This window comes from Pseudomonas citrullilanati (genome assembly GCF_030580855.1).
In the GTDB taxonomy this organism is placed as follows: Bacteria; Pseudomonadota; Gammaproteobacteria; order Pseudomonadales; family Pseudomonadaceae; genus Aquipseudomonas; species Aquipseudomonas citrulli.
Map to the genome: position 1 here is coordinate 19,381 of NZ_JAUQOP010000013.1, position 23,837 is coordinate 43,217.

Annotated in this window: 16 protein-coding genes and 1 pseudogene; 6 read left to right on the forward strand and 11 right to left on the reverse strand. The window is 63.3% G+C overall.

Features of this window, described 5'->3' with window-relative positions; genetic code table 11:
- Positions 1-175 precede the first annotated feature (175 nt).
- The 3 genes from Q6A48_RS11355 to Q6A48_RS11365 form a co-directional block, all read right to left on the reverse strand.
- Complete coding sequence (locus tag Q6A48_RS11355; RefSeq protein WP_304554208.1) at positions 176-1,081, reverse strand: AraC family transcriptional regulator; 906 nt, start codon at positions 1,079-1,081, stop codon at positions 176-178.
- Positions 1,082-1,163: 82 nt separating this feature from the next.
- The gene (locus Q6A48_RS11360) at positions 1,164-2,456 is read right to left on the reverse strand and encodes a glycosyltransferase (protein WP_304554209.1); all 1,293 of its coding nucleotides are present in this window, start codon (positions 2,454-2,456) and stop codon (positions 1,164-1,166) included.
- A 78-nt stretch (positions 2,457-2,534) separates the two neighbouring features.
- Positions 2,535-2,906, reverse strand: a complete 372-nt coding sequence (locus Q6A48_RS11365) for a response regulator (protein WP_304554211.1) — start codon at positions 2,904-2,906, stop codon at positions 2,535-2,537.
- A 260-nt stretch (positions 2,907-3,166) separates the two neighbouring features.
- Between Q6A48_RS11365 and Q6A48_RS11370 the strand changes: the two genes are divergently transcribed.
- Genes Q6A48_RS11370 through Q6A48_RS11390 form a run of 5 tightly spaced genes read left to right on the forward strand, consistent with a single transcriptional unit; the run spans position 3,167 to position 9,689 of the window.
- Positions 3,167-6,649: a response regulator gene (locus Q6A48_RS11370; RefSeq protein WP_304554212.1), complete on the forward strand. Its 3,483-nt coding sequence runs from the start codon at positions 3,167-3,169 to the stop codon at positions 6,647-6,649.
- Positions 6,649-7,464, forward strand: a complete 816-nt coding sequence (locus tag Q6A48_RS11375; RefSeq protein ID WP_304554213.1) for a CheR family methyltransferase — start codon at positions 6,649-6,651, stop codon at positions 7,462-7,464. The genes Q6A48_RS11370 and Q6A48_RS11375 overlap by 1 nt, the downstream gene beginning before the upstream one ends.
- Positions 7,461-8,048, forward strand: coding sequence for a chemotaxis protein CheB (locus tag Q6A48_RS11380; RefSeq protein ID WP_304554214.1), 588 nt, complete (start codon positions 7,461-7,463; stop codon positions 8,046-8,048). Before Q6A48_RS11375 ends, Q6A48_RS11380 begins: the two co-directional genes overlap by 4 nt.
- A 5-nt stretch (positions 8,049-8,053) precedes the next feature.
- Positions 8,054-9,319, forward strand: a complete 1,266-nt coding sequence (locus tag Q6A48_RS11385) for a hybrid sensor histidine kinase/response regulator (RefSeq protein WP_304554215.1) — start codon at positions 8,054-8,056, stop codon at positions 9,317-9,319.
- Positions 9,312-9,689 carry a response regulator gene (locus Q6A48_RS11390; protein ID WP_304554216.1) on the forward strand — a complete coding sequence of 126 codons (378 nt, stop codon included), beginning with the start codon at positions 9,312-9,314 and terminating at the stop codon, positions 9,687-9,689. The genes Q6A48_RS11385 and Q6A48_RS11390 overlap by 8 nt, the downstream gene beginning before the upstream one ends.
- A 106-nt stretch (positions 9,690-9,795) precedes the next feature.
- Here Q6A48_RS11390 and Q6A48_RS11395 read toward each other — a convergent pair whose 3' ends face one another.
- From Q6A48_RS11395 to Q6A48_RS11425, 7 genes are all read right to left on the reverse strand, one after another.
- Complete coding sequence (locus tag Q6A48_RS11395) at positions 9,796-11,466, reverse strand: ATP-binding protein (protein WP_304554217.1); 1,671 nt, start codon at positions 11,464-11,466, stop codon at positions 9,796-9,798.
- Positions 11,463-12,965, reverse strand: a complete 1,503-nt coding sequence (locus Q6A48_RS11400; protein ID WP_304554218.1) for an ATPase domain-containing protein — start codon at positions 12,963-12,965, stop codon at positions 11,463-11,465. The genes Q6A48_RS11395 and Q6A48_RS11400 overlap by 4 nt, the downstream gene beginning before the upstream one ends.
- Before the next feature lie 167 nt (positions 12,966-13,132).
- Entirely contained in the window at positions 13,133-14,191 is a 1,059-nt protein-coding gene (locus Q6A48_RS11405) for a tetratricopeptide repeat protein (RefSeq protein WP_304554219.1), read from the reverse strand.
- A gap of 341 nt (positions 14,192-14,532) precedes the next feature.
- Entirely contained in the window at positions 14,533-15,954 is a 1,422-nt protein-coding gene (locus Q6A48_RS11410) for an efflux transporter outer membrane subunit (RefSeq protein WP_304554220.1), read from the reverse strand.
- Complete coding sequence (locus Q6A48_RS11415; protein WP_304554221.1) at positions 15,951-19,130, reverse strand: efflux RND transporter permease subunit; 3,180 nt, start codon at positions 19,128-19,130, stop codon at positions 15,951-15,953. Before Q6A48_RS11415 ends, Q6A48_RS11410 begins: the two co-directional genes overlap by 4 nt.
- A gap of 14 nt (positions 19,131-19,144) precedes the next feature.
- On the reverse strand, positions 19,145-20,410 hold the full coding sequence (gene mexE / locus Q6A48_RS11420; protein ID WP_304554222.1) for a multidrug efflux RND transporter periplasmic adaptor subunit MexE: 1,266 nt from the start codon (positions 20,408-20,410) through the stop codon (positions 19,145-19,147).
- Positions 20,411-20,597: 187 nt separating this feature from the next.
- A complete protein-coding gene (locus Q6A48_RS11425) occupies positions 20,598-21,362 on the reverse strand; it encodes a substrate-binding periplasmic protein (protein WP_369811687.1) in 765 nt (254 codons plus the stop codon).
- Between the two features lie 251 nt (positions 21,363-21,613).
- Here Q6A48_RS11425 and Q6A48_RS11430 point away from each other — a divergent pair, with 251 nt between their 5' ends.
- A complete protein-coding gene (locus Q6A48_RS11430; protein WP_304554223.1) occupies positions 21,614-22,228 on the forward strand; it encodes a TetR/AcrR family transcriptional regulator in 615 nt (204 codons plus the stop codon).
- A 149-nt stretch (positions 22,229-22,377) separates the two neighbouring features.
- Here the strand turns inward: Q6A48_RS11430 and Q6A48_RS11435 are convergent.
- A pseudogene (locus Q6A48_RS11435) lies at positions 22,378-23,829 on the reverse strand (efflux transporter outer membrane subunit); the annotation flags it as partial.
- Between the last annotated feature and the right edge of the window lie 8 nt (positions 23,830-23,837).

The window sequence follows — 23,837 nt, forward strand, 5'->3', positions numbered from 1 at the left end:
AGGAGACGGCGCGCGGGGAAATTTGTCTGTGGCGAGGGGATTTATCCCCGCTGGGGCGCGCAGCGGCCCCTGTGTCAGTCAGACGTACTGCGATTGCAAATGCATAAGGGGCTGCTGCGCAGCCCGACGGGGATAAATCCCCTCGCCACAAGATTGGGTGGCGCCCGAGAAGGGCTCAGCCCTGGTTCTGCTCGGTCAACCGCTGCACCGCCAGGCGCCGGTAGTGGGACGGGGTCATGCCCTTGAGTTGCTGGAAGCGCCGGTTGAAGTTGGAAATGTTGTTGAAACCCGATTCGAAACACACGTCCGTCACCGGCTTGTCACCGTCGGCCAGCAATTCGCAGGATTTGCTGATGCGCAGGCGATTGACGAATTCGATGAAGCAGCGGCCGGTGGCCTGCTTGAACACACGGCTGAAATACGTCGGTTTCATGCCCAGGTGCTCGGCGACTTCTTCCAGGGACAGCTCACGGGCGTAATGGGCGAAGATGTAGTCGACCGCGCGGTTGGTGCGGTCGATGCTGTGTTCGTCCGCCGGCTGCGACGCCGTGGCGCCGGAAAGCAACTGGTAGTCGTCGGTACTGGCCAGCAGCTCCATCAGGATGAAGAAGTGCCCCAGGCGGCTCATGCCCTGGGCATCGGCGATGCGCTGCATCAGGATCATGGCCTGGCGGATGGTGCGCTTGCAGCGAAACTCGATGCCGTACTGGGCCCGTTCCAGCAAGGGGGCGACGGTCTTGAGTTCGGCGAAGACCTGATGGCCGCTTTCGAACAGCTCGTCGGTGAAGTTCACCAGCATGTCGCGCTTGGGCACCACTTCGTCCTCGGCCACCTGGCTGATCCAGTTGTGGGGCAGGTTGGGGCCGGTGAGAAACAGCGACTGCGGATAGAAGTTGCCGATGTAGTCGCCGATGAACACCTTGCCGGAACTGGCGACGATCAGGTGCAGCTCGTATTCCTTGTGGAAATGCCAGCGCACCAGCGGACACGGGAAACCGTGCTGGCGGTAGATGATGGACAGCCCGTTATGGTCATCCATCAACTCATAGGAAGGGTCGGTGACTCTCGCTGTTCGGGTCATGGGCCTGGCGCTTTTGTTGTTATCGCCGCTGGATAATGCCCCCTTCGCCGGATGGGTGCCAGCCCGGAACCAGGATTGCGCCTCAGCGATTGCGATTTTTTTCCTCGATCCACTGGGCCATGTACTGGGTGCTCTTGTGCTGGTGATGACGCAACATGCTGCCGGTGAAATTGTCCCGGCGTCGTTGCGCCAGTTGCGCGCGGCAGGTCTCGATGCTGTCGATCAGGGCCGGGCCGTGTACCTGCTTGCGATAGCGCGCCTGCAACAGGGCAAAACCGGCATCGCGGGCCTGTGTCCAGCGTGCCTGGTCGCTGTACAACTGCACCGCGGCACTGGCGATGGCTTCGGCGCTGTGGGCGATCGCGCCGGGCCAGGGGCATTCGCCCTGCATGGCCTCGGCACCGATGGGCGTGGTCACGTTCGGCGTGCCGCAGAGCATGGCGTCGATCAATTTGCCCTTGATCCCCGCGCCGAAGCGCAGGGGGGCCAGGCAGATGCGGGCGGCGGACATCACCTGCAAGGCGTCTTCGGCCCAGTTCATGATGTGGAAGCCCTGCGCCGGATTGTGCAGGGCGGCGGCCTTGGGCGGCGTGTAGGCGCCATACAGGTGCAGTTGCGCGGTGGGCAGTTGTTGACGGATCAACGGCCAGACGGCGTTTTTCATCCAGAGCACCGCATCCCAGTTCGGCGCATGGCGGAAGTTGCCAATGCTGAGGAAATGCGCCCGCTCTTCGAACGGCACGGGCGCTGCGCCAGGCAGGTCGAGCATCAGCGGGCACCAGTGCAGCAGGTCGCGAGGCAGCTTGAAGTGCTCCACCAGCAACTGGATCTCCACCTCGGAGATCATCAGGTTGAGGTCGCAGCGGTACAAGGCGGCGATTTCCCGCCTGGCCAGGTCGGTGTCGGCCATCCGCTCGAACTCTTCGCGCAGGGCCGGGGCGAACAGGTCGCCGAAGTCCTGGGACGCGTCGTCGGCCTTCAGGCGATCCTTCAGGCGCTGCTGGCGAGCGTGGCGCAGGCTTTGCAGGTCGGACGTCTCCAATACCCGCAGGGCGTTGGGGCAGTGCTTTTCGACCCGCCAGCCGAATTGCTCCTCCATCATGAACTGGTCGAACAGGACGATATCCGGCGCCAGTTCGCTGATGAACGTGTCGAAACTGGCGCTATTGAGTTCGATCGGCACTTCGCGGATGCCCAGGGCGGCCAGGTCGGCACGCTGCTCGCCGAAGCCGGCGGGGCTGCTGAAGGTGATGTCCCAGCCTTGGTCGAGGAAGGTCTCTAGGATCTGCATGACGTGCCCGCTGGCCGCCGATGAGCGCGGCTCGGGCCAGACATAGCCGATGACCAGGACCTGGGTGGCGGTGGGGTGTCGCATGGGCGGGCGCTTCCTTGGATCGAACTCAGGCGCCGTCGGCGCGCGGGGCGCCGATAGTGACCAAGAATGCGCCCGGGCTCAAGAAAGAATGCCCTGGACTTTGTCGCGCAACTGATCGATGGAAAACGGCTTGCCGATGACGGCCATGCCTTCGGGCACGTCGATGCTCTCGGCGTAGCCACTGGCAAACAGGATCGCCAGCCCCGGGCGCACCAGCCGGGCCTGCTTGGCCAGTTCCCGGCCGTCCATCACCGGCAGGCCGACATCCGTCATCATCAGGGCGATGGGCTGCTGGTCGTTGTGCAGGAATTCCAGCGCCTGATCGCAGCCATCCGCCTCCAGCACCTGGTATTCCAGCTCTTCCAGCACGTCGACGATCAGCATCCGCACGATGTCATCGTCCTCGACGACCAGAATGGTGGGTGCAGCGGCGGAAACGGGGGTGGACATATTCGGCATTCTCGAAAAGGGGGGCGGGAGGGGCGTCAATTGGATTCGCCTCATGCATGAGTAAGTGGCGAGGTGGCACAAGTTCCCGGACTTGTACAAGAAAGGATCTATAGTACAAGAGCTGACAAGGATAGTCGCTTCCTCGCTGCAAGGCAGAATGCTTGTGGGAATTGCGCCTTTGACTTGTCGGAAAATGTGGATCCAGCCGGTATTTTTCGGGCAAACTCCACGCTTTTCAACTGTCCACCAAGGCCTATTCCATGACCCTTTCGTCTTCGGTCGACGAGCAGAGTTTTCGCAAGCTCCTGAGCCGCAATATCAGCCTGCCGCTGGGCATCGGCGCTCTCAGCGCAGTGTTCTTCGTGGTGCTGATCACCTATTTGCTGTCGGTGATCCAGTGGGTCGGACACACTGACCGGGTGATCAACAATGCCAACGAGGCGATCAAGCTGAGCGTGGACCTGGAAACCGGCATGCGCGGTTTCCTGCTCAGCGGCGACGAGCATTTCCTCGACCCTTACGAAGTGGCCAAGCCGCAGATCTCCGCCGCGCTGGAGACACTGCTGGAATTGACAGCCGACAACCCCATCCAGACCGACCGCCTGCACCGGGTCCAGGCGCTCCAGGCGGAGTGGTCCGGTTACGCCCAGAGCATGATCGACTTGCAACGCAGCAGCGGCGACTACCGGGGAGCGGTCAAGGCCGGGCGCGGCAAGCGCTTGACGGATGAAATCCGCAAGACCTTCGAGGACATCGTCGAGACCGAACAGCAGCTGCGCGCCGAACGCAATGAACGGGTGCGCACCACCACCGTCTGGAGCATTGCCCTGTACCTGTTGTTCGTCGCCGCGGTCAGTGGCTTGCTGGCCTACATCGGCCGCCGGGACTTGTTGGGGCTGTCCAACAGCTACAGCACCAGCCTGAAAGTGCAGCAGGAAAGTGCCTTGCACCTGGAAAAACTCGCCTGGCTGCGCAATGGCCAGACCCAGTTGGCCGAGCAGGTGCTGGGGCAACTGACGCTCAACCTGCTGGGGCGCAACATCCTGCAATTCTTTGCCCAGTACCTGGACACGGCCGTGGCGGCGATCTACGTCCGCGAGGAAAGCGGCTTGCTCAGGCGCGTCGCCACCTACGGCATGTCTCGCGAAGAAGAGGAGCAGCGCCAGGTCATCATCGCCGGTGAGGGCATCGCCGGCCAGGCGGTCCAGCAAGGGCGCCTGATCCGCCTCGACGATGTTCCCGACGAGTACCTGAAGGTCAGCTCCGGCCTGGGCGAGGGGTTGCCCAACAGCGTGCTGGTGGTGCCCACCAGCGACGACGGGCGGATCAATGGCATCATCGAATTGGGCTTCCTGCGCCCGCTCCACGAACGTGACGTCGAGTTGCTGGAACGGGTGGCCGGCAATATCGGCACTTCCATCGAGGCGGCGCGCTATCGCCAGCGCTTGCAGGAAGTGCTGGCCGAAACCCAGCAGTTGAACGAAGAGCTGCAAGTCCAGCAGGAAGAACTAAAGACCGCCAACGAAGAACTGGAGGAGCAATCGCGCATCCTCAAGGAGTCCCAGGCGCACCTGGAGGCCCAGCAACAGGAGCTGGAGCAGACCAACGAGCAATTGGCCGAGCAGCGCGACGCCATGGACCAGAAGAACAACGAACTGAACAAGGCCCAGGTCCAGTTGCGCGAGCGCGCCGAAGAGTTGCAGCGGTCGAGCAAGTACAAGTCCGAGTTCCTCGCCAATATGTCCCACGAGCTGCGCACGCCGCTCAACAGCTCGTTGATCCTGTCCAAGCTGCTGGCGGAGAACCCGCAGCACAACCTGACGGAAGAACAGGTCAAGTTCGCCGAGTCGATCTACTCCGCCGGCAACGACCTGCTGAACCTGATCAACGACATTCTCGACATCTCCAAGGTCGAGGCCGGCAAACTCGAAGTGCGCCCGGAAAATACCAGCGTGCCGCGCCTGGTCGAAGGGTTGCGGGAGATGTTCAAGCCGCTGGCGGCGGACAAGGGCCTGGCGTTCGAGGTGCAGGTGCTGCCGGACGCACCGCCGATGCTGTACACCGACCGCCAGCGCCTGGAGCAGGTGATCAAGAACCTGTTGTCCAACGCGGTGAAGTTCACCGAACAGGGCATGGTGTCGCTTTCCGTGGCCGGTCAACCGGGGGCTGGCATTGCCTTCATCGTCCGCGATTCGGGCATCGGCATCGCGGCGGACCAGCAGCAGATCATCTTCGAGGCCTTCCGCCAAGCGGACGGCACCACCAACCGGCGTTATGGCGGCACCGGCCTGGGCCTGTCGATTTCCCGGGACCTGGCGGCCATGTTGGGGGGCTCGATTTCCGTTTCCAGCGAACCGGGGCAGGGCAGCGTGTTCACCCTGGTCCTGCCGCAGCGGTATGTCGAGCCTGGGGAGCAGCCGGTCCAGCCGCGCACGTTCACCCCAACGGCCACGGCACCGACGCCCGTCACCCCCAAGCCCGTGCCGGCCACGCTGATTGCCGACGTGGAAGCGCCCATCGCCCAGTTCGCCGACGATCGGGACAAGGCGCCCTTCGACAGCCGTTGCATCCTGGTGATCGAGGACGAGCCCAAGTTCGCCCGGATCCTCTTCGACCTGGCCCACGAGCTCGGCTACCAGTGCCTGGTGGCCCATGGTGCCGACGAAGGCTTCGACCTGGCATCGCAGCTCAGCCCCGACGCGATCCTCCTGGACATGCGCCTGCCGGACCATTCCGGCCTGACGGTGTTGCAGCGCCTCAAGGAACAGGCCGCCACCCGGCACATCCCGGTGCATGTGATTTCCGTCGAAGACCGCGTCGAAGCGGCGATGCACATGGGCGCCATCGGCTACGCGGTCAAGCCGACCACCCGCGAAGAGCTCAAGGACGTGTTCGCCCGCCTGGAAGCCAAGCTGACGCAAAAGGTCAAGCGGGTCCTGCTGGTGGAAGACGACGACCTGCAACGCGACAGCATTACCCGCCTGATCGGCGACGATGACATCGAGATCACCGCCGTCGGCCTGGCCCAGCAAGCCCTCGACCTGCTGCGCAGCAACGTCTACGACTGCATGATCATCGACCTCAAGCTGCCGGACATGCTCGGCAACGATCTGCTCAAGCGCATGTCCACCGAGGACATCTGTTCGTTCCCGCCGGTGATCGTCTACACCGGCCGCAACCTGACCCGCGACGAAGAAGCCGAGCTGCGCAAGTATTCGCGCTCCATCATCATCAAGGGCGCTCGTTCGCCGGAGCGCCTGCTGGATGAGGTCACACTTTTTCTGCACAAAGTCGAATCGCGGTTGTCCCATGAGAGGCAGCGGATGCTCCAGACCGCCCGCAGCCGTGACAAGGTCTTCGAGGGCCGCAAGGTGTTGCTGGTGGACGACGATGTGCGCAACATCTTCGCCCTGACCAGCGCCCTGGAGGCCAAGGGAGCGATCGTGGTCATTGGCCGCAACGGTCTTGAGGCGATCGAGCGACTGAATGAGGTCGACGACATCGACCTGGTGTTGATGGACGTGATGATGCCGGAAATGGACGGATTCGAAGCCACCGCGCTGATCCGCAAGGACCCACGCTGGCGCAAGTTGCCGATCATTGCCGTGACGGCCAAGGCCATGAAGGACGATCAGGAGCGCTGCCTGGCGGCGGGGTCCAACGATTACCTGGCCAAGCCGATCGATCTGGATCGTCTGTTCTCGCTGATTCGCGTGTGGTTGCCGAATATGGAAAGAATTTAGTGGAACGAGACTCCGACATTGAACTGCGGTTGTTGATCGACGCGATCTACTTCAAGTACAGCTACGATTTTCGCGATTATTCCGGCGCTTCCATCAAGCGCCGGGTCCACCATGCGCTCAGCCAGTTCGAATGCAAGACCATTTCGGCGTTGCAGGAGCGCGTGCTGCACGACCCCGGGGCGTTCATGCAGTTGCTGCAACTGCTGACCATTCCCGTCAGCGAGATGTTTCGCGACCCCACGCATTTCCTGGCGATCCGCGAGGAAGTGGTGCCGCTGCTCAGGACCTATCCCTCGATCAAGATCTGGATCGCCGGGTGCAGCACGGGGGAGGAGGTCTATTCCATGGCGATCCTGCTGCGCGAGGAAGGCCTGCTGGACCGTACGCTCATCTATGCCACCGACATCAACCCGCGTTCGCTGGAAAAAGCCAAGCAAGGGATCTTTTCCTTGGAAAACGTGCGCGGCTATACCCAGAATTACCAGCGCGCCGGGGGACGCCGGTCGTTTGCCGATTACTACACGGCGGCCTACGATTACGCGATGTTCGACAAGACCCTGTGCCAGAACGTGACCTTCGCCGACCACAGCCTGGCAACCGACAGCGTTTTTTCAGAAACTCAATTAATTTCTTGTCGTAACGTATTGATATATTTCAATAAAAAGTTGCAAGATCGCGCATTCGGATTGTTTCACGAGTCCCTTTGCCACCGTGGTTTCCTGGTCCTGGGCAGTAAGGAAACGCTGGATTTCTCGACCTATGGCAACGCATTCGAGCCGTTGGTCAAACAGGAACGGATCTATCGCAAGTTATGAACGAGACGATGGACAGACCCAAGTTTCCCATCGAGGCCATTGTCGTTGGCGCGTCGGCCGGTGGCGTCGAAGCATTGCTCAAGGTGTTCGGTCACCTGCGCAAGGGCTTCCGCTTGCCCATTCTCGTGGTGCTGCATTTGCCCGATGAGCGTGACAGCCAGTTGGCCCAGGTGTTTGGCCACCGCCTCGCGGTGCCGGTCGAAGAGGCCCGGGACAAGCAGGACATCGTGCCCGGCACCCTCTACGTCGCCACGCCCGGCTATCACTTGTCGGTGGAGGCCGATCGCAGCCTGTCGTTGAGCCTGGAGGCGCCGGTGCACCATTCGCGACCGTCCATTGACGTGCTGTTCGAGTCCGCCGCCGATGTCTACGGCCGGCACCTGCTGGCGGTGGTTTTGACCGGTGCCAACAGCGACGGTGCCAAGGGCCTGGCGAAAGTCCGCGAGCGGGGCGGCTTCACGGTGGTGCAAGACCCCCGCGAAGCCCAGGTGGCGACCATGCCCGAAGCGGCCCTGGCCCTGCACGAGCCCGATCACATCCTTACTTTGCAAGCCATCGGCCAGTTGCTGGCCGGGCTGGAATGAACCACATGCCAAGAGATATTCAAGCCAAACTGCTGATCGTCGATGATCTGCCGGAGAATCTGTTGGCCCTGGAAGCGTTGATCAAGGGGGACGACCGCGAGGTCTTCAAGGCCCTTTCGGCGGATGGCGCATTGTCCTTGCTGCTGCAACATGACTTCGCCCTGGCCATCATCGACGTGCAAATGCCCGACATGAACGGTTTCGAACTGGCCGAACTGATGCGCGGCACGGAGAAGACCCGCAGCATCCCGATCATCTTCGTCAGTGCCGCCGGTCGCGAGCGCAACTACGCGTTCACCGGCTATGAGAATGGCGCCGTCGACTTCCTGCACAAGCCGCTGGACACCCATGCCGTCAAAAGCAAGGTCAGCGTGTTCGTCGAGCTCTATCGCCAGCGCAAGGCAATGAAGGAGCAGGTGATCGCCCTCGAACAGAGCCGCCGGGAGCAGGAGGCGTTGCTGCAACAGTTGCAAACCGCCCGCGGCGAGCTGGAGCAGGCGGTGCGCATGCGTGACGATTTCATGTCCATCGTTGCCCACGAGGTCCGCACGCCGCTCAATGGCCTGATTCTGGAGACCCAACTGCGCAAGATGCACCTGGCCCGGGACAATGCCGCGGCCTTCAGCATGGACAAGGTGCGGGCCATGGTCGAGCGCGATGAGCGCCAGATCAAGAGCCTGATCCGCTTGATCGAGGACATGCTGGATGTGTCGCGGATCCGTACCGGCAAGCTGTCGATCCGGCCCACGCGCATGAACCTGGCGGCGCTGGTGGAAAACCTGGTGCGCAACTTTCAACCCCAGATCGCCATCGCCGAGTGCTCGCTGATCTGCACGGCCGACCCGGCGGTGGAAGGGGTCTGGGATGAGTTTCGTATCGAACAGGTGGTGTCGAACCTGCTGACCAATGCGCTGCGCTACGGCGGCAAGGGCCCGATCGAAGTGCGTGTGTACCAGACGCCGGAACATGCCTGCGTCGAGGTCCAGGACCATGGTATCGGCATCAGCGAGGAAAACCAGAAGCGCATCTTCCAGCAATTCGAGCGAGTCTCCTCCAAGGCCGTCACGGCCGGCCTGGGGCTGGGTCTGTTCATCTCCGAGCAGATCGTGACAGCCCATGGGGGTACCATTACCGTCGATAGCCGCATCAACGAAGGGGCGTTGTTTCGTGTTTGCCTGCCCTTTCAGAAAGTTGTCGGACAAACGCAACCTCTGAGTGACCCCAGGGTCGTATCAGCAGCTATTGATCGAACAAAGGCTTCCCATGAGTGAAGATGCGCAAGATGTTGTACTGATCGTTGAAGACGACCCGTCGATCCTGATGGTGCTGTCGGCCCACCTGTCGGGCGAAGGCTATCGGGTGCTGGAGGCCGAAAACGGTGAGCGGGCGTTCGAGATCCTGGCGAGCAAGCCGCACCTGGACATGATGATCACCGATTTCCGCCTGCCGGGCGGGATTTCCGGGGTGCAGATCGCCGAACCGGCGGTCAGGCTGCGTCCGGACCTGAAGGTCATTTTCATCAGCGGCTACGCCCAGGAAGTGCGCGACACCGACAGCCCCATCACCCACAAGGCGCCGATCCTGGAAAAACCGTTCAAGCTGTCTGTACTGCAGGGCATCATGCAGTCGATGTTGTCCTGAAAACCCAAGAACGGTTGGCCTCGGGCTGGTCGAGCTGGACCGGCCCTCGTGGCGAGTTCGACGTCCTCGCCACGACGCTTTCGTCAGCCAAATAGCAGCGGCTGCCTCAACCCCCGATCATCTCCTGCACCTTGGCCGTCAACAGGTCGAAGGTGAACGGCTTGGTGATCATCTGCATGCCGGGGTCGAGGAAACCGCCCCGTACCGCCGCGTGTTCGGCATAACCGGTGATGAACAGCACCCGCAGGTCCGGGCGGATCTGCCGGCCGATTTCCGCCAGTTGCCGGCCATTCATGCCGGGCAGGCCGACGTCGCTGATCAACAGGTCGATGCGCTGGCCTGACTGCAGGATCGGCAACGCCTGGTCGGCATCGGCCGCTTCGACGAAGGCATAGCCCAGTTCACTCAACACGGTACTGACCAGCACCCGCACCGCGGCATCGTCCTCGACGATCAACACGGTTTCGCCATCCTGCGCGTACGGTGGATGCTGGGGCGCGACCTGGGGCTCGTGGACCTCTTCGCCGACGAAGCGGGGCAGGTACAGGGTCACCGTGGTGCCTTCGCCGACCTTGCTGTCGATGGCCACGTGGCCGCGCGACTGCTTGCTGAACCCATAGATCATCGACAGCCCGAGCCCGGTGCCCTGGCCAATCGGCTTGGTGGTGAAGAACGGGTCGAAGGCACGGTTCATCACCGCCTCGGGCATGCCGCAGCCGGTGTCCTGCACGCTCAACACCACATAATCGCCGGGTTCGAGGTTGCTGTAGGCATCGGTGAACGTGGCGTCCAGGTGCTGGTTGGAGGTGCGCACCACCAGGCTGCCGCCGTCCGGCATCGCGTCCCGGGCGTTGAGCACCAGGTTGAGCAGGGCGCTTTCCAGCTGGTTGGGGTCGGCTTCGGCGACCCAGAGCCGGTCGTCCAGTTGCATGTCCAGGCGGATACTCTCGTTGAGACTGCGTTGCAGCAGCTCGCCCATGGACAGCACCAGGGTGTTCATCTGCACGGCCTTGGAGTCCAGCGATTGGCGCCGGGAGAAGGCCAGCAGGCGGTGGGTCAGGCCGGCAGCGCGGTTGGCCGACGTCACCCCCAGGTCGATCAGGCTGTCCAGGTCCTCGGTCCGGCCCCGGGCCAGGCGGCGGCGCAGCAGTTCGAGGCTGCCGATGATGCCGGTCAACATGTTGTTGAAGTCGTGGGCGATGCCGCCCGTTAGTTGGCCGACCGCCTCCATCTTCTGTGACTGGCGCAAGGCTTCTTCGTTGTGGCGCAGTTGCGCGGTGCGCTCTTCGACTTGCTGTTCGAGGGTCTCGAGGGTGGTCTGCAGCCGCAGTTCGCTGTTGCTGAGGTCGATCAGGCGGTCGCGCGCTTCATATTGCCTTCGGCGGCCGCGCAAGGCGGTGGTCACCAGGCTGACCAGGGTCACCGGGTGGAAGGGCCGTTCGAGGAACGTCACGTTGCCCAGTTGCGCCCCGATGCGCGCCGCCGGGTTCTGTTCGGGCCCCCCATGGTGGGTCAGCAGGACAATGGGCAGGTCGGACCAGGCCGGTTGCTGCTCGATGTGCAGGAACAACGCTTCCAGGTCCGGCCCCACCAGGGCTTCCGATGAAATCACCAACAAGCCGGCGCCATGCTCCAGTTCCTCGCAGAGATGGCCCAGGTGACGACAGATGAGGCCGGCAAAGCCGGCTTCGTTGAGGATCATCAGGGCGATCTGGCTGTCCCGTCCCAGCGGAGCGAGGATCAATGCCCGCTCCGACAGGGGCTCCACTGACGTCACTGTAGATCTTCCTTGAGCAACGGTTTACCCGCTCCCATGTAGGTCGGCACGCCACGCAATACGCCCTGGAACGCCTCCAGCGGTTCGCCGATGGTCATGCCCTTGCCGCTGATGCGGTATTCGCGAATGGTCGATTCGTGGGTGCCGGTGCGTTTCTTGATGATGGAAATGGCCCGGCGGACCTTGCCCAGGGCTTCGAAGTAACGCAACAGGATCACCGTGTCGGCCAGGTAAGTGATGTCCACGGGCGCCTGCATGTCACCGACCAGGCCGTGTTGGGCCACGGTCATGAAGGTGGCGGCGCCCTTGCGGTTGAGGTAGAGCAGCAGCTCATGCATGTGCAGCACCAGGGCGTTTTCTTCCGGCATCGCGGCCTGGTAGCCGTTGATGCTGTCGATCACCACGGTCTTGATGTCGCCGGCATCGACACAACGGCGCACCCGGTGGGAAAACTCGCCGGGGGAGAGTTCGGCGGCGTCGACCTGCTCGATCAGCAAGTTGCCGGTGTCCTGAAGGGCCTTGAGGTCGATACCCAGGTGTCTCATGCGCTCGAACAGCAGGCCGAGTTCTTCGTCGAAGATGAACAGCGCGGCTTTTTCCCCCCGCTGCACGGCGGCGGCGGCGAAGATCATCGAGATCATTGACTTGCCCGTACCGGCAGGGCCCAGGATCAACGTGCTGGAACCGGTCTCGATGCCGCCCCCCAGCAGCGCATCCATTTCGGCGATGCCACTGGACAATTGCAGGCGCTGGTAAGCGCCGCGGTGCTCGGCAGCCACCAGGCGCGGAAAGACATGGATGCCGTCGCCCATGATGGTGAAGTCGTGGAAACCGCCGCGGTACTTCTGTCCGCGATATTTCACGATGCGGATGCGCCGGCGTTCGGCGCCATAGGTAGGCGTCAGTTCCTCCAGGCGAATTACCCCGTGGGCCACGCTGTGCACGGTCTTGTCCAGGGATTCGGTGGTCAGGTCATCCAGCAACAACACCGTGGCGTCGTAGCGCACGAAATAATGCTTGATCGCCAGGATCTGGCGGCGATAACGCAGGGAACTCTGGGCCAGCAGGCGGATTTCCGACAGGCTGTCGAGCACCACGCGGCTTGGCTTGACCCGCTCGACCACTTCGAAGATCTGCCGGGTCGCTTCCCCCAGTTCGAGGTCCGACGAGTACAGCAGGCTTTGCTGGTGCTCGGCATTGAGCAGGCTTTCAGGGGGCGTCAGCTCGAAGATGTGTACGTTCTCATCGATCGTCCAGCCGTGGGACGCCGCGCCCTGGCGCAATTCACGCTCGGTTTCCGACAGCGTGATGTACAGCGAACGCTCGCCGGCCTTGGCGCCGGCCAGCAGGAATTGCAACGCGACCGTGGTCTTGCCGGTTCCCGGTTCCCCCTCCAGCAGGAACACGTGACTGCGGGACAAGCCACCGGAAAGGATGTCGTCCAGCCCTTCGATACCGGTGGCGGCTTTGGCACTGATCAACTCGTTGGATGTAGACAAAAAATGCCCTCTCATGACTAGGGATGTGGCAGCAGGCCTGTGTGCGCCTGAAAAATGATCTGCCTGAATACTTGACCTTGGGGGGTGATGGCGGTTCCGCTTCCTTTGACAAAACGAGCACTGCTGCACAACTCCGAGGTGCCTCGACCGCGATATTGGCGCCACGCCTAGAGCCCTTGCTGCAAGGCCGGGTCGTCCGGGTTGAGCTGTTCAAGCTTCGCCAACAGGATCTGCACGTTCTGCAGTTGGCCGCTCTCCTTCCAGTAGTTGATCAGCAACACCCGCGCCTTGCGGTTGGCGGGGTGGCGCTGGACGATCTCCTGGAGCTGTTTCTGCGCGGCTTCTAGCTCCTGCTCGGCGTGCAAGGTGGTCGCCAGGTCGTAGCGGTAGGTGCTGTTGTCCGGCTCCAGCTCGACGGCTTTCGACAGGCCGAGCACCGCGTACTCGCTTTGTCCATGTTGCAGCAACCACATACCCAGGGCATGTTGCAGGTAAGCCGAGTTTGGCTGGGTTTGCAACTGCCGCGCCAGCAGCTGCCGCGCCGCTTCGCCCTGGCCTTGTTTGTCCAGTACCTCGATCTGCATGACCAGCGCCGGCAGGTTGTCCGGTTGCAGGCGCAACGCCTGTTCCAGGGCTTGCTGGGCCTTTTTCAGCTCGGCGTTGTGCAGGTGCAGGCGGGCGAGCTGGTAATGGGATTCGGTGCTGGGCGGGCCGTCTTCGAGCACCTGTTCCCAGGTGTCGATCGCCAGTTGCATGGCGCCGAAATACAAGCCCAGGTCATCGGGCGACAAGCCGAGCAAGGCGTTCACGGCGGCGAAGCGTACTTCCTGGTCGTTGTCATCGAGCAGGGGGCCGAGCAGCAGGGCGCGCTGGCCGGTCGGCACCAGCCCGACGATGCTGCCGATGGCCGCCCGACGCACCAGCGGCGATTCGCTGTGCAGGTCCGCATCCGCCAGTTTCAGGGCCTGGGGGCTGGGGTAGTTGGGCAACTCGGCGTGCAGCCAGGCCCGGCGCTTGGGCGAAAGATCAGGGCGGCCCAGTTGCTGGTAGAGCATCCGCGCCGCGCCCGGCTGCCCATTGCGCGCCTGTTCCAGGGCCTCGCTGTAGCCGCGCTTGACCGCTTCCGGGATCTGCGGCGTGGTGCTGCGCAGCCATACCGAGCCAAGGCCGATCACTAATAGGGCACAAAGGCTGAGGAGCAGGTAGCGGCGGCGAGGCGAGGGCATGCAGGGAATCCATTACCAGAAGCGTGAAATGTCGCAAGCTTCGGTCAGCCGAGGCTTTGAGTCAAACCTTGTAACGGTTGCGGTGGGCCTGTGGGATGTTCCACACGATATCCACCAACCTGTGGGAGCGAGCCTGCTCGCGATGGCATCGGATCAGTGACATCGGTGTGGACTGACACAGCGCTATCGCGAGCAGGCTCGCTCCCACAAAAAGGCTTCCAGCAGGCGCTTCCACACCGGTCTGAGAGCGATAGACAAAAAAAGCCCCGCGTCCGAATGAGGGGCGGGGCAAGGCAATTGGTTGGTTGCGGCCAACCAAAGGAGCTCGGTTGCAGAAGGGCTCAGTTGCTGGCGACGGTCTCCGGCTGCCAGCCACCGCCCAGGGCCTTGTAGATCGCGACGATGCCGCGGTACAGGTCGACTTCGGCCTGGGCCTGGGTGTCTTCGGCGGCCAGGCGTTCACGTTGGGCATCGAGCAGCACGAGGAAGTCCACGGTGCCTTCGCGGTAGCGAATTTCGGCCAGGTCGGCGGCGGCGCGGCTCGATTCGCTCTGGCGGATCAGCGAGATCAGGCGTTGCTGGCGCTTGCCGTAGTCGCTGAAGGCGTTTTCCGATTCTTCCAGGGCCAGCAGCACGCGTTGCTCGTAGGTCGCCAGGGCGCCGTCCGCCTCGGCGTTGGCACCGCGCAGGCGGGCCCGCACGCTGCCCAGGTCGAACGCCGCCCAGGTGATGCTCGGGCCCAGTGCCCAGGCGTTGGCGGCCGAGGAGCCGATTTGCGAGCCACGCCCGGCGGTAAAGCCGAGGAAGCCGCTCAGGCTGACCCGTGGGAACAGGTCGGCCTTGGCCACGCCGATGCGCGCCGTGGCGGCGGCCAGCTGGCGTTCGGCGCTGAGGATGTCCGGGCGCCGTTGCAGCAGTTCGCCCGGATTACCGATCGGCAGGGCCTTGGCAATCGCCGGCAACTGCTTGGGACTGAGGTCCACGCTCAGCTTGTCCGGGCGTTCGCCGAGCAGGGTGGCGATGCGGTTGCGCTGGCGCACCTGTTCCGCCTGCAGTTGCGGCACGCTGGCTTCCACCGAGGCCAGGCGCGCATCGGCACGCACGACGTCGAGTTGGTCGCCGACCCCGGCATCACGCAGGCTCTCGGTGATCTTGCGTGAGTCCTGCTGGTTCTTCAGGTTCGCCAGGGCGATTTTTTCCCGCAGTTGCGCACCGCGCAGTTGACCGTAGGCGTCCACCAGTTCGGCGATCATCGTCACCTGCAACTGGTAGAGATCGGCCTCGGCCGCCTGCTGGTCGGCGTCGGTGGCTTCCAGGTTGCGCTGGATGCGGCCGAACAGGTCCAGTTCCCAGGCCATGTCCAGGCCCAGGTCGTAGCGCTCGGTGTTGACCCGGTCGGTGGTCTGCCCGGGAATCTGGCCTTTGCCCAGGTTGCTGCTGGCGCGGCTGGTGATGGTCGGCATCACGTCGTTGCTGGCGTCGTCACGAATCGCCCGGGCGGCCCGCAGACGGGCGAAGGCCACGCGCAACTCGCGGTTGCCGTCCAGGGAGCGAGCCACCAACGCATTGAGCGTCGGGTCTTCGAACTGCTGCCACCAGACGCCTTCGAAACGGGCGCGGTCGAAGTTCTTCTGGCCGGCGGCACCGTCGGTGGCGGTGGTGATGTTCGCCGCCTCGGTCTGTGGTGCCTGATAGTCCGGGCCCACGGCGCAGGCGCTGAGCGCCAGGGCCAGCAAGCTCGGCATGAACGCTTTCAAACTCATTGTTGCGCCTCCAGTTTCAAGGCCCGGGCGGCCTTGCGGGCCTCGCTGCGCTCGACGAAGTTACGGATCAATACATAGAACACCGGGGTCAGCAGCAGGCCGAAGAAGGTCACGCCGAGCATCCCCGAGAACACCGCGACACCCATGGCGTGGCGCATTTCCGCACCGGCGCCGCTGGAGAACACCAGGGGCACCACGCCCATGACGAAGGCGAAGGAGGTCATCAGGATCGGCCGCAGACGCAAGCGGCATGCTTCCAGGACCGCCGCCAGCGGGTTCATGCCTTCGAGCTGTTTGTCCTTGGCGAACTCGACGATCAGGATCGCGTTCTTGCAGGCAAGCCCCACCAGTACGATCAAGCCGATCTGGGTAAAGATGTTGTTGTCGCCGCCGGAGATGATCACCCCGGTGATGGCCGACAGCAGCGTCATCGGTACGATCAGGATCACCGCCAGTGGCAGGCTCCAGCTTTCGTATTGCGCCGCGAGCACCAGGAACGCCAGCAGTACGCAGAGCGGGAACACGAACAGCGCGGTGTTGCCCGAGAGGATCTGCTGGTACGTCAGGTCGGTCCACTCGTAGGTCATGCCGTTGGGCAATTCGTCCTTGAGCAGCTTCTCGATGGCTTTCTCGGCCTGGCCGGAGCTGTAGCCCGGGGCGGCGGCACCGTTGATTTCAGCGGTGATGAAGCCGTTGTAGTGCATCACGCGGTCAGGGCCCGAGGTGTCGCTGACCTTGATGAAGGTCGCCAGCGGGATCATCTCGCCACGGTTGTTGCGCACCTTGAGCTGGCCGATCTGGTCGGCCTCGAGGCGGAACTGTTGCTCGGCCTGGACGTTGACCTGGTAAGTGCGGCCGAAGCGGTTGAAGTCGTTGGCATACAGCGAGCCCAGGTAGATCTGCAGGGTGTCGAAGATGTCGCTGACGGCCACGCCGTGGGTCTTGGCTTTCTCACGGTCGATGGCGGCATCGACCTGAGGCACGTTCACCGTGTAGCTGGTGAACAGGCCGGCCAGTTCCGGCACGCTGCGGCTCTTGGTGATGATGTTCATGGTTTCTTTGTACAGCTCGTCGTAGCCCAGGTTGCCCCGGTCCTCGATTTGCAGGCGGAAACCACCGATCGTCCCCAGCCCCTGTACCGGCGGCGGCGGGAAGATCGCCATGTAGGCTTCCTGGATCCCGGCGAACTGGCCGTTCAAGGCGCCGGCGATGGCGCCGGCCGATTGGCTCGGGTCCTTGCGCTCGTCGAAGGGCTTGAGGGTCACGAACACGATGCCGGCGTTCGGGCTGTTGGTGAACCCGTTGATCGACAGGCCGGGGAAGGCCACCGCGCTTTCCACGCCTGGCTGCTTGAGGGCCAGGTCGGACATGCGCTTGATCACGTCTTCGGTGCGGTCCAGGCTGGCGGCATCCGGCAATTGGGCGAAGGCCACCAGGTACTGCTTGTCCTGGCCGGGTACGAAGCCGGTCGGCGTGTTGGAGAAACCGAAGAAGGTCAGCACCATCAGGCCCGCATAGAGCAGCAGGGCGATGCCGCTGCTGCGGATCACGCGGGCGACCGTGCCCACGTAGCCATGGCTGGCACGCTCGAAGAAGCGGTTGAACGGACGGAACAACCAGCCACCGAAGAGCTTGTCCAGGAACTTGGAGAAGCGGTCCTTGGGCGCGTCATGGCTCTTGAGCAATACGGCGGCCAGGGCTGGCGACAAGGTCAGCGAGTTGAGCGCCGAGATCACTGTCGAAATGGCGATGGTCAGGGCGAACTGCTTGTAGAACTGCCCGGTCAGGCCGCTGATGAACGCCGCGGGTACGAACACCGCGCACAGCACCAGGGCGGTGGCGATGATCGGGCCGGTCACTTCGCCCATGGCGCGCTTGGTCGCCTCCACGGGAGTCAGCCCCAGCTCGATGTTCCGCTCGACGTTCTCCACCACCACGATGGCGTCGTCCACCACGATGCCGATGGCCAATACCAGGCCGAACAGCGAGAGGGCGTTCAGCGAGAACCCGAACAGGTGCATCACGGCGAACGTACCGATCAGCGACACCGGCACAGCCACCAACGGGATGATCGAGGCGCGCCAGGTCTGCAGGAACAGGATCACCACCAGGACCACCAGGATCAGGGCTTCGAACAGGGTGTGGACCACCGCTTCGATGGAGCCACGGACGAAGATCGTCGGGTCATAGACGATGCTGTAGTCCATGCCGGCCGGGAAGCCTTTCTTCAGTTCCTCCATCTTGTTGCGCACGTCGTTGGAGATCTGGATCGCGTTGGAGCCAGGGCGCTGGAAGATCGGGATCGCCACCGCCGGCTGGTTGTCCAGCAGCGATCGCAGGGCGTACTGGCTGGAGCCCAGTTCGACCCGGGCGATGTCCTTCAGGCGCGTGATCTCGCCATTGGCGCCGGAGCGAATGATGATGTTCTCGAACTCTTCCTCGCTCACCAGGCGACCCTGGGTGTTGATCGACAGCTGGAACGCCTGGGCATTCGGCGCCGGTGGCGCACCCAGGGCACCCGCGGCCACCTGGCGGTTCTGTTCACGAATCGCGGTGACCACGTCGGTGGCGGTCAGGTTGCGCGAGGCGGTCTTGTTCGGATCCAGCCACACCCGCAAGGAGTAATCGCCCATGCCGAACAGCTGCACATCACCCACGCCGCCCAGGCGCGCCAGCTCATCCTTGATGTTGAGCAGGGCGTAGTTGGACAGGTAGAGCATGTCGTAGCGTTTGTCTGGCGAGGTCAAGTGCACGACCATGGTCAGGTCGGGCGAGGCCTTGTCCACCGTGATGCCGATCCGGGTCACTTCTTCCGGCAGCTTGGGCTCGGTGCGGGTGACGCGGTTCTGCACCTGCACCTGGGCGTTGTCCAGGTCGGTGCCCAGGGCAAAGGTGATGGTCAGGGTGATCTTGCCGTCAGCGGTGGATTGCGAGGACATGTACAACATGTTCTCGACGCCGGTGATGGCTTGTTCCAGGGGCGCGGCCACGGTTTCGCCGATGACCTTGGGGTTGGCGCCGGGGAAGTTGGCGCGGACCACGACGGTCGGCGGCACGACTTCCGGGTATTCGCTGATCGGCAATTGGAACAGCGAGATGGCGCCGGCGATCAGGATCAGCAGCGAAAGCACCGCTGCGAAGATCGGCCGCGAAATGAAGAACTGGGAAAATTTCATCTGGATTCAGTCCCTTAACCGCGTGGGGTCGTCGCGGCCAGTTTGCCTGCCGCTCCAGACGCTGCCTTGGAAGGCGCGACTTGAGGCAGGTTGCTGGCTTCGAGCGCTTTACGTTGTTGTGCCAGGGCCGCGAGGGTTTCCTCGCTGGCCATCGGTACCGTTTCAGGCGTGACCGGCGAACCCGGACGTGCCCGTTGCAGCCCCTTGACGATGATGGTGTCGTTCTTGTTCAGGCCACTGCGCACGATGCGCAGGCCTTCGATCTTCGGCCCCAGTTCGACGGCGCGGTAGGCCGGCTTGTTGTCCGCGTCCATCACCAGTACGAATTTCTTGCCCAGGTCGGTGCCGACGGCTTCGTCGTTGATCAGCACGGCGGAGTAGGTGCCGCTGCCCACCAGCTTGAGACGGGCATACAGCCCGGGGGTGTAGTCGCCGTCCTTGTTGTCGAACACGGCGCGACCGCGAATGGTGCCGGTCTGCGGGTTGACCTGGTTGTCGACGAAGTTCATCTGGCCCAGGTGCGGGTTGCCGTCCTCGTTGGACAGGCCCATGTAGACCGGCGTGGCTTGGCCGCGCTGGCCCTGGCGGGCGAGTTGGGTGTACTTGAGGAAGACCCGTTCGTCGGCGTCGAAGTAAGCGTAGACCTTGTCGGTGGACACCACGCTGGTGAGTGGCGTGACGTCGGCGGTCACCAGGTTGCCGGCGGTGATTTGCGCGCGGCTGACGCGTCCGCTGATGGGCGAGGTGACGCGGGTGAAGCTCAGGTTCAGCTTGGCCAGGTCCAGTTGCGCCTGGATGGCTGCAACGGCGGCGCGGGCCTCCTGGGCGGCGGTGGTACGCGAGTCCGCCAGCTCGGCGGAAATGGCATTGCTCTGGCGCAGGCGTTCACCGCGCTGGGCTTCGTTCTCGCTGCGGGTCGCCGTGGCGCGGGCCTGGGCCAGTTGCGCTTCGAGGCGACGCACTTCAGCCTGGAAGGGGCGTGGGTCGATCTGGAACAGCAAATCGCCTTTCTTGACCAGCGCGCCTTCGGTGAAGGCGACTTCGTCGATCTGTCCCGAGACCCGAGGACGGATCTCGACGGTTTCCGGCGCTTCGAGACGCCCGGTGAACTCGTCCCATTCGTTGACCGGTTGCTCCAGGACCTTGGCCACACTGACTTTGGCCGGAGGCATGGAGGCCGCCGTGTCGGGGGTCTTGCCGCAAGCGCTCATCACCAGCACCGCCAGCAAGGCAAGGGGGAAACGCAATTTCGAGAGGGGCTGTTGAAGTGAATGGTCCATGGATAGCATCCGCCAATGTATTGAGAATGGGCGGATGATGCGTGGCGTGCGTCAACGGAACGAATCGAATGAAATAAAGGTAACTATCATTCGGAATGATATAAGCCATCAACGACGCCTCTAATTCGGGCCTTTCGTTAGGCTGCTATCAATTTGGATGATGGCAGGCAGTGTCTTCCACAGGCGTCTACTTCGGTAGATAGGTGTCATGGATCCGCTTGAATGCGCCTTCCGCGCGCAGGCTTTCAACGGCGTCGCGCAGGTCTTCGACCATCTTCGGATCGCATTGCTTCGAGCAGGCCAGGTACAGATCGGCCTTGCTGCCGACCAGGCTCATCAGCAGTTTGCGCTTGGACACCCTGGGCCAGATGTAGCGGCTCTCGGGCACGCCATTGAACCAGGCATCGATGCGCCCCATCAGCAGCAGTTGTGCGGGGTTTTCGCCGATGGCCACGGGGTAGATCTGGTCATCCCTGAAGCCTTCGGTGCGCAGGATCTCCTCTTGCGCGCTGCCCAGGCCGACGCCGATCTTGTGGAAGGTCCCCCGCGCCTGAGCGAAGCTGCCCACCCGTTGTTCGAGGCTGAAGAACGCTCGTTCCATGGGCATGATCGCCGCAATCCAGGTAAAGCGGGTTTCCCGGCCCGGGATGCGCGACAGCGGCGTGATCAGGTGGTCGTGTTCCTCGCTCACGTGTTTCTGGGCCCTGGCCCAGGGGAGCACGTGGATCTTCACCGGGTAGCCGGCCCTGTTCATCGCCGCCACGGCGACATCGCCGACGATCCCGTAGCCCCGGGGATCGTCGACGAACGTCAGCGGTGGCGCGTCGAGGATGTGCAGTTCGATGGGCGCGGGCTCACCGTGTGCGGCAGGCCCTGTCAGCAGCGCGAACATTACGCAAAGCCCGTAGAGCACCTGGATGAAGACCCTTGGGGCGCCTGCGGTGGAGCTCATGATCATTGCTTCAGGCATTGAAATTGGATGCACCCTTTGTTTTTATCGGACGTGCCATGCCTGGCTGTCGGCCCGGACGCGTGTTTCTGAAGGTTAGATCAAAGCGCCGATCAAGGCCTTGCCCCCTGGTCGGCAGTGGAGGGAGCGGCGTGTCATGGTGCGCCAGTGTCGCCTGGAAGCCCGCAGATTGTGACCGAATTACAAAGTAGTCATGCGTTGTCAACCGCCCGGGGGATGCGTAAGCTGCCCCCATGAACCAGTCATCTTCCCCCAGTACGCGCGGCCCGGCCGATCACGAAATTCGCGACCAGATCGTCGCGGCGGCCAACGAGCATTTCAGTCAATACGGCTATGGCAAGACCACGGTGTCCGACCTGGCCAAGGCCATCGGCTTTTCCAAGGCCTACATCTATAAGTTCTTCGATTCCAAGCAGGCGATCGGCGAAGCCATCTGCGGTCGCTGCCTGTCAGAAATCGTCGCGGCCGTGGAGCAAGCCATCGCCGAAGAAGGGCTGTCGGCCACGGAGCGTTTCCGGCGCCTGGTCAAGACCGTGATCGCCACTGGGGTCAACTTGTTCTTCAATGATCGCAAGCTCTATGACATCGCGGCGTTTTCCGCCTCGGAGCGCTGGCCGAGCTCGCAGGTCTATAACGCGCGGATCCGCGAGTTCGTGGTGCAGATCGTCCGGGAAGGGCGCGAACTCGGCGAGTTCGAACGCAAGACACCGCTGGATGAAACCGTGGATGCGATCCACCTCGCCCTGCGGCCTTTCGTCAATCCCTTGTTGCTGCAGTACAACCTCGACTATGTCGACGACGCCCCGACCCTCACCGCCAACCTCATCCTGCGCAGCCTGATGCCTTGATGCCCAGCGCCTGACCGCATCCCGGCGGTCAGTCATTCAACCGCGACGAAACTTCGACGTCGAATCCCAAAGGATTTGGGCGTCTGCCTGACTGGATTGTGACCATTATTAATGTTGGTCACATTGATGGACATAGTTGCGGTGTCTTCAGCCACGGGTTGCACCAGGGAGGATTGCCAACCACCGCCGAGCGCCCGGAACGCGGCGACCGCGGCCCGTGCCGACTCCGTTCGCGCCTGCGCCCGGGCATCGGAAGCCTGCAACAAGGTCTGGTCCGCTTGCAGCACGTCGATCAGGCTGGCCGTGCCTTTCTGGTACGCAACGAACGACGATTGGCGAGCCTGGGCCAGGGACGCTTCGCCGGCGGTGAGGGTAGTGGCCTGGGCTTCGCGGTTCACCAGAGCGGAGAGGGCGTTCTCGACATCCTCGCTGGCACGCAGCACCGACTGGCGGTAAGCGGCCAGGGCTTCGGCTTCACGACCCTTGGCTTGATCGATCTGGGCATCGATGCGGCCAAAATCGAACAGCCGCCAGCGCAGGCCCAGGGCGATCGCCGACTGGTTGGCACCGCCAGTGAACAAGTTGCCGCCCGATACCGACGTGGCGCTGCCGAGCAATGCACTGAGGGAGAACTTGGGGTAATACTCGGCAACGGCCTCGCCGATGCGCGCGTTGGAAGCGGCCAGGCGACGCTCTGCCACGATCAGGTCAGGCCGTCGGCGGAGCAGGTCGGCCGGGGTGCCCATCGCTGAGATCTGCGGGGCCTGCGGCAGGCTGGCGGCACCGGCCAGTTGCGTGCGGTGGGTGCCAGGCGGGGTACCGAGCATCACATCCAGCGCGTTCATGGCGGCATCCAGGCCGGTTTGCAGCACTGGCACGCTGGCCTGGACCTGGGCCAGTGAGCCCTCGGTCTGGTGGACCTGGTAACTGGCGGCGAGCCCTTTGCTGTAGAGCAGCCGGACCTTCTCCAGCAGGTCCCGCTGCGTGGCGACCTGGCGGTTGGCGATGTCCAGCCGGGCCTGCAAGCCGCGAACAGTGAGGTAGATATCGGCCGTTTGTGCCGCCACGAACAACCGCGTGGCGGCGACGCCCGCTGTGCTGGCCTGGTACTCGGCCAGCGCCGCCTCGCGTCCGCGTCGCAGGCCGCCGAAGAGGTCGAGCTCCCAACCGGCATTGAGGTCGATCTCGTAGGCGTTGCCGTATCGATCGTAGCCAGGTGTCGAATCGAGCACCTGGCCGAGGGGCGTCTCGATGGACTGGTAGGCGCGCGCGGCCTGCCCGCTGACGTTCGCCGAAGGCAGCAAGGCCGCATTCGCCGCCCCCAGGCCCGCCCTGGCCTGGGTGACGCGGGCGGCGGCTTGCGCCAGGTCGAGGTTCTGCTCCAGTGCCTTGGAAACGAAGTCGGTCAACAATGGATCACCGAAGCCCTCCCACCAGGTGGCGAGGCTGGCCGGCGCGGTGGTGGGGCGTCGTTCGACAGCCGCCTGGCCCAGGAAACGATCGGAAAACGCGGCATCCGGACGCTGGTAGTCCGGGCCGACCGCGCAACCTGCCAACAAGCTGGCGCTGAACCATAGGGCGATGGGGCGGAGAGGGGGCATGGGGATCC